This window comes from Weissella sp. DD23 (assembly GCF_001579105.1).
GTDB classification, from domain to species: domain Bacteria; phylum Bacillota; class Bacilli; order Lactobacillales; family Lactobacillaceae; genus Weissella; species Weissella cibaria.
Genome location: NZ_KQ970391.1, coordinates 52,923 through 58,614, shown reverse-complemented (window position 1 = coordinate 58,614; position 5,692 = coordinate 52,923). Strand labels below are relative to the sequence as shown.

8 protein-coding genes are annotated in these 5,692 nt (G+C 45.0%); 2 read left to right on the top strand and 6 right to left on the bottom strand.

The window, feature by feature from the left end:
* The 3 genes from WEIDD23_RS14395 to WEIDD23_RS02780 all read right to left on the bottom strand — a co-directional run.
* A partial coding sequence (locus WEIDD23_RS14395; RefSeq protein WP_197458780.1) for a helix-turn-helix domain-containing protein occupies nt 1-148 on the bottom strand: 148 nt, incomplete at its 3' end.
* A gap of 137 nt (nt 149-285) precedes the next feature.
* Complete coding sequence (locus WEIDD23_RS02785) at nt 286-1,134, bottom strand: methyltransferase domain-containing protein (protein ID WP_010369490.1); 849 nt, start codon at nt 1,132-1,134, stop codon at nt 286-288.
* Nucleotides 1,121-1,714, bottom strand: coding sequence for a TetR/AcrR family transcriptional regulator (locus WEIDD23_RS02780; RefSeq protein WP_010369492.1), 594 nt, complete (start codon nt 1,712-1,714; stop codon nt 1,121-1,123). The genes WEIDD23_RS02785 and WEIDD23_RS02780 overlap by 14 nt, the downstream gene beginning before the upstream one ends.
* A 120-nt stretch (nt 1,715-1,834) precedes the next feature.
* On the opposite strand from WEIDD23_RS02780, the gene WEIDD23_RS02775 reads away from it, so the two are divergent.
* On the top strand, nt 1,835-2,710 hold the full coding sequence (locus WEIDD23_RS02775) for an NmrA family NAD(P)-binding protein (RefSeq protein WP_062358741.1): 876 nt from the start codon (nt 1,835-1,837) through the stop codon (nt 2,708-2,710).
* A 140-nt stretch (nt 2,711-2,850) separates the two neighbouring features.
* Here the strand turns inward: WEIDD23_RS02775 and WEIDD23_RS02770 are convergent, their stop codons facing one another.
* The 3 genes from WEIDD23_RS02770 to WEIDD23_RS02765 all read right to left on the bottom strand — a co-directional run bounded on the left by WEIDD23_RS02770 (nt 2,851) and on the right by WEIDD23_RS02765 (nt 5,259).
* On the bottom strand, nt 2,851-3,372 hold the full coding sequence (locus WEIDD23_RS02770; protein ID WP_062358740.1) for a GNAT family N-acetyltransferase: 522 nt from the start codon (nt 3,370-3,372) through the stop codon (nt 2,851-2,853).
* Between the two features lie 383 nt (nt 3,373-3,755).
* On the bottom strand, nt 3,756-3,905 hold the full coding sequence (locus tag WEIDD23_RS13000) for a hypothetical protein (protein ID WP_010369502.1): 150 nt from the start codon (nt 3,903-3,905) through the stop codon (nt 3,756-3,758).
* A 154-nt stretch (nt 3,906-4,059) separates the two neighbouring features.
* Nucleotides 4,060-5,259 carry an iron-containing alcohol dehydrogenase gene (locus WEIDD23_RS02765; protein ID WP_010369504.1) on the bottom strand — a complete coding sequence of 400 codons (1,200 nt, stop codon included), beginning with the start codon at nt 5,257-5,259 and terminating at the stop codon, nt 4,060-4,062.
* A 152-nt stretch (nt 5,260-5,411) separates the two neighbouring features.
* Between WEIDD23_RS02765 and WEIDD23_RS13420 the strand changes: the two genes are divergently transcribed.
* A partial coding sequence (locus WEIDD23_RS13420) for a hypothetical protein (protein WP_197458779.1) occupies nt 5,412-5,692 on the top strand: 281 nt, incomplete at its 3' end.

The window sequence follows — 5,692 nt, the reverse complement described above, 5'->3', positions numbered from 1 at the left end:
GTGATCGATCACCACGCTCCCAGTTTCCGATTTGCGCGGCTGTATTTGGTTTTTGCCCCGGCTCGAGATGCTTATTCATCTCTTCTGCCAAGGTTTCCAATGTGATATTGCGTCCTTTACGCAACTCACGCAGACGATCTGGAAACATGTGCGTTGTACTCCGTTCTCACTAAAATAATCGTAAGCCGCGTTAAACGCCGTTTACTTCTCTATTTTAACGAACATTCAACTATTTTTCCACACCCAAATTGTGGATAAAGGCTTATTTTATCCACACGCTGTGAATTACTGTTTCACTGTCAAGACAACCACGTTAACTGTCACAGCTGGCAAGGGGGTTGCTTCCGCTGCGGCTTGGGCTTCTGGCCGAGCTCCCCAGTGAAGTGGCGTCATGTGTAACAGGTCAACATACAGGTCCGCTGGAATTGGCCATTGATAAGAAATTTCTTTTTGTGTAGCCGTAGGATAGTTCTCCATAAAGCGATCAACCACTTTTTGGTTACTGTAAGTATGATTTGGTGAATCAACTGGATAAAGCATTTCACGTAATTCATGCAAGTAACCTGACGCTGGTACGACTTTGACCAACGTTCCCTCAGGCGCCAGGACACGCTTGAATTCTTCGTACGCACTTGGTGAAAAGAATTCAACGATACTATCAAAACTATCGTCATTAAATGGCAAGTTCGCCAAATCTGCAACCGCAAAGAACGCGTCCGTCTCAAGCTGCGTCGCTAGGTTAACCCCTGCCTTTGAAATATCAAACCCAATCCCAGTGTCGATGTTGCCACGCTTCGCAAGTAACCGGGCAAACGGCGTTCCCTCACCCGTACCGACATCCATAATGCGTTGGGCAGTCGTTGGCAATGCTTCATTGACAGCATCGACAATGCCATCAAATAGTCCAGCCGTTAGCACCCGACGACGCGCTGCCAACATAGCATCATCGTATTCCGTGTTCACCGCGTGGTTCAAAAAGTAGAGTGTGCCCTTCTTATTGATATCAAGCCGGTGGTTATGCGCACAAACCAAGCTGTTGCCTTCTACGTGATCATAGGGTTCACCGTCAACGGTACAACGGAACATGTCGAGATGTTCCGTCACGAAGTGTGTCCCTTTTTCAATTTTCTTCATGTCGTTCCTCTTTCATCGCTAACCAAAGCATGGCATATACTTGGTCAAAGTCTGCTTCATTTTCCGTCGTTAAAGCCCGTTGTCGGACATAAGTCACAATCGTGCTAAAAGCCATCGTCATAAATACCTGGACTGGCATGTTGCGCAAGTCGCCCTTTGCAACACCTGCTTGCAACATGTCTGCGACAATATTTTGCTGGGCATCTGCCGGATCGGCAGGTGTTGTGTTAAAGACTGGGCTATCTGGTAATTGCTTAATTTGTGACACAGTTGTTAACGTGTCTGGTTTAGTTACCGCGATATGATACAACATTCGTAACCACGCACGCACTTGACCAGCAGTCGTTGGCTCAGCGGTAATCATCGTTGTGATTGATTGCCGCATAATCGCCTGTTCATGTTCAAACACCTGCAACAACATGTCTGATTTATTTTTAAAATAAATGTAGATATTTGACTGCGAAATGCCAACGGCTTTGGCAACTTTAGTCGTTGATAGACTGGCCGCACCTTCCGTCACAATAATCTTAATGGCAGCCTGAATAATCGTCTCATATTTTGTCTCGTCTTTTTTCTTCATGCTATTAATATAAACGCTTTACGTTGAAACGGCAATGTTGACAAAAGATAAGTCTATCTCTTATACTGATTACACATTAAAGATAAGTCTATCTCTTAAAGAGAGTGAAGGAGAATTATTATGAAAATCGCGATGCTTGGATCCCTCGGAAACATTAACCGGGTTGTGATTCCCGAATTAATTGCCGCTGGGCACGAGGTTACTGTAATGACCTCATCAGCGGAACGAGTTGCGGGTATTGCAGAATTGGGTGCCCACGCAGTTGTTGGTGATATCACTGATTTGGACAGCCTTGTAGCAACTTTAACTGGTGCTGACGTTGCTTATCTCATGTTGACTGGTCGCGCCAACGGTAGCTTAGTTGCTCACGGAGAAAAAGTTGGCCAGTTGTTTAAAAGCGCTTTGCTAAAGACTGGTGTGACCCGTGTCGTTAATTTGAGTAGTGTCGGTGCTGACCAGGGTCCTGAAATCGGCGCTTTGTACGTTTACAATATCATCGAGAAGATGCTTGCAAGTTTACCAATCGACATCACGTTCATTCGTCCAGTAGCGTTTTACGGTAACTTAATGAGCACCATTCAAACAATCAAAAATCAACAAGCCATTATCAATAATTTTCCTGCTAGTCACCGCAATGCCTACGTCTGGCCAGCAGATATCGCAGCGACCGTTGTTGACGCCATTTTGCACCCAGTTGCTGGTAAAACGGTTCGTTATGTCGTTTCAGATATGTTTACTGGCGACGAACTCGTGGCCGCTTTGCGTGAGACCTTGGGCCTGCCTGAGTTGAAATGGGTTGAAATTTCTGACGAACAAGCTTTGGCCAACATGACAGCTGCGGGGATGCCTGAAGCTGTTGCGACTGAATTTGTTAAGTTGGGCGCATCACAACGTTCTGAAACGGCGTACACTGATTTGTTAACCCACCTACCTGAATTTGGCGCGTTCAAATTGGCTGATTTCATGCCAATTTACAAGGCTGCCTACGAACGCTAAAAAAGTCTGGGACACAATTCTCTGTCTCAGACTCAAAAGCCGCCAATCTCCCGATTTAAAATCGGAGGACTGGCGGCTTTTAAACGTGTTCCGAAAGGCTGAACCCTTAATATAACGCCTCTCGTCTCACTCTCTTTAATTTACTCAGGTGCATCCAAATCAAGATCATACGCGACCCGATCACCAGCTAATTGGCCACGATAGGTAAAGCCACGTCGCGCGATGATTGCCTGCATCTTTTTATTCTTGGAATGGGTATCAATGCGCAGATACGTTAGTCCTTTCGTCCGGGCTGTTTCAAATAAGTGCGTAAATAGCGCTGTAGACAGATGGTAGCCTTGATGTTGGAAAGATACCGCCATTCGATGAATAATGGCATATGGACGTCTTTTCGTGGGATATAACCACCGACCGCCCTGAAGGCGTTGGTAGTTCACATCCTTTTCTTGCCATAAGGTTGCGGTTGCGACAACTTCATCGCCAAGTAATAACACATACGCATAACCTTTTGCGATATCTGCTTTGATAATTTCTGGGGATGGGTAACCATTATCCCACTGTGGATTCTGGTCAATCGACATCACGGCCTTTGCATCTGCAATAATTTGCCAGATGGCATCGGCGTCAGCCATGGTCGCCTGTCGGTAAGTTATTGTTGCCATTGGTAGTCCTCACTTCCGTCGAGTAGTACCATTATACGCCGGATTAATCCCATAATTCCCAACAGTTTCGTCACAACTAACGCGCATAATAACATCAGTCATAATAATGATTCGCGGTGAATCCCATCACCGCGCCTTCTTTCACCACCAGGTACTCCTTGCCTGGTGGTTTTTTACATGCTAAACGCCGTGGAAATCAGCACCCAAAGGACAATTAGTACCCCAATTCCTAACAGAAATAGCCCCAAGTAAAACCAAGCTGTTACTATAAACAGTAACAATGCCCATGGCAGTAGCAATATCTTTTTAATTATGTCCCACATAACGAACCTTATCTCCCAATTATAGAAGTCCAGACCACTAATCTGTTCATATTTTTAAGTCTACTTCTTATCGTGATCAGCTAATAATTGCATTAAATCGTGATGATCATGTACAAATTTCTTAATCGCCGTGTCATTTAGTTCATCACCCCTTAGTCGATCCAGGGATTCTTTCTTTCCGCGTTTCAATAAATCGTCATGTTCATCCATTAACTGACTAACTCCTTATTCCAATAACAATACAATCTAACATCAATTAAAATCAATCATATATATTACACCAATTCCAAAGATATGATAAGTGCAAAATAAAAATGCTACACGGCCAGTCATCTCGACTGCCATGTAGCATTTTTAATAACAATTAATCTTCGAAACCATCTGTCGTCATTGATGCTTGGTACAAAGCCACAACATCATCGACCGTCAAGTTCACGTAACCACCTTCTTGGTCCAAACGACCAATCTTAACAGCTGATTCAGCCATTGCACGGAAGTTCGTGTCATCAGTGATTTCGACACCTTGCAACGTCATTGGAATGTCCAAAGACTTAATCCAGTCATACGTTGCTTGGATTGCCTTTTCAGCAACCACTTGATCGTCATCGCCTTGAATTGACCAAACGTTGCGACCGAAACGGGCGAACTTAGCAACCGTTTCAGCTGACAAAGCACGCTTCATCCAACGTGGCGTCAAAATTCCCAAACCAACACCGTGAGTGATGTCGTAGTAAGCTGACAATTCGTGCTCGATAGGGTGCACTGTCCAGCCGTTTACGTTACCTGAACGAACCAAGCCGTTCAAGGCCATCGTTGACGCCCACATCAAGTTAGCACGTGCTTCATAGTGGTCAGGCGTTGCCAAAGCAACTGGCGCCCACTTGATAACTGCACGCATCATGCCTTCAATCATACCGTCTGAAATATCCGTATCGTTTGCACGATCGAAATATTGCTCAGTCAAGTGTGAGAAAATGTCGAATGAGCCAGCGGCTGTTTGCCACTTAGAAACTGAGTACGTCAATTGTGGATCCAAGAATGACACAGCGGGTGTGTTTGGTCCGTACGTACCAACCTTGACCTTTAGCTCTGGGTTTGAGATAACAGAACCAGGGTTCATCTCAGTTCCCGTTGCAGCCAATGTCAAAATGTCGACAACTGGCAATTGATCAATGTTTTGACGTGACTTGGCACCGCGGTCGGCCACCAAATCCCAAGCGTCACCATCATAGAACTTAGCTGATGCAATGACCTTAGATGCGTCAATAACTGATCCACCACCAACAGCCAAGATAACATCGATATCGTGTTCCTTAGCCAAACGTTGTCCTTCGCGAACTGAATCGATCTTTGGGTTTGGAGCGATACCTGTCAATTCGACAACGTTCAACCCTTCCAAAGCCTTCATCACACGCTCATACAAACCTGAACGCTTAATTGACCCACCACCGTAAGCCAACAAAACATTTTGACCATATTGCGCAACAGCGTCGTGCAATTCCTCGTCAATGTGGTTCTTTCCAAAGCGAATATCCGTCTTATTTACAAAGCGAAAATCTTCCATCTTAACATACCTCCGTTATTCGGTAGCTCAACCAATATTGCAAGAGTATACTATACACCTTAAACCATGGTTCAAGTCAAGTCACCACTTTTACACGGTCGCCACATATTATTCAAATTTCGACTATATGCTAACAGTATTGGAGGTACCTCATGAGTCGCAAAGCACGCTTATTACTAACCATACTCTGGGTGGCCGGACTACTCGCCGGGTTCAGCAGTGGTCAACTCTACCGCATTGCTCATCCTAAGCAGATAACTGATGCTTCACAGCTCGTTTTAACAGCTGGCCAAGCTGATACTACTATTAAGAGAACACAAAAAAAGAGCACCGGCGCTCCTGATACACAACAGTACATCAAGAAGGTCTATGCTCATTTACATATCACTGATTCAGTTGGCATGACCGCCATTGCCTCACCCTCAGCAGACGG

What these genes read in the sequence shown, in the direction of transcription:
- WEIDD23_RS02775 (WP_062358741.1), top strand. Translation starts at nt 1,835, where the DNA reads ATGAAAATCGCGATGCTTGGATCCCTCGGAAACATTAACCGGGTTGTG.
- WEIDD23_RS02780 (WP_010369492.1), bottom strand. Translation starts at nt 1,714, where the DNA reads ATGAAGAAAAAAGACGAGACAAAATATGAGACGATTATTCAGGCTGCC.
- WEIDD23_RS02785 (WP_010369490.1), bottom strand. Translation starts at nt 1,134, where the DNA reads ATGAAGAAAATTGAAAAAGGGACACACTTCGTGACGGAACATCTCGAC.
- WEIDD23_RS02770 (WP_062358740.1), bottom strand. Translation starts at nt 3,372, where the DNA reads ATGGCAACAATAACTTACCGACAGGCGACCATGGCTGACGCCGATGCC.
- WEIDD23_RS13000 (WP_010369502.1), bottom strand. Translation starts at nt 3,905, where the DNA reads ATGGATGAACATGACGATTTATTGAAACGCGGAAAGAAAGAATCCCTG.
- WEIDD23_RS02765 (WP_010369504.1), bottom strand. Translation starts at nt 5,259, where the DNA reads ATGGAAGATTTTCGCTTTGTAAATAAGACGGATATTCGCTTTGGAAAG.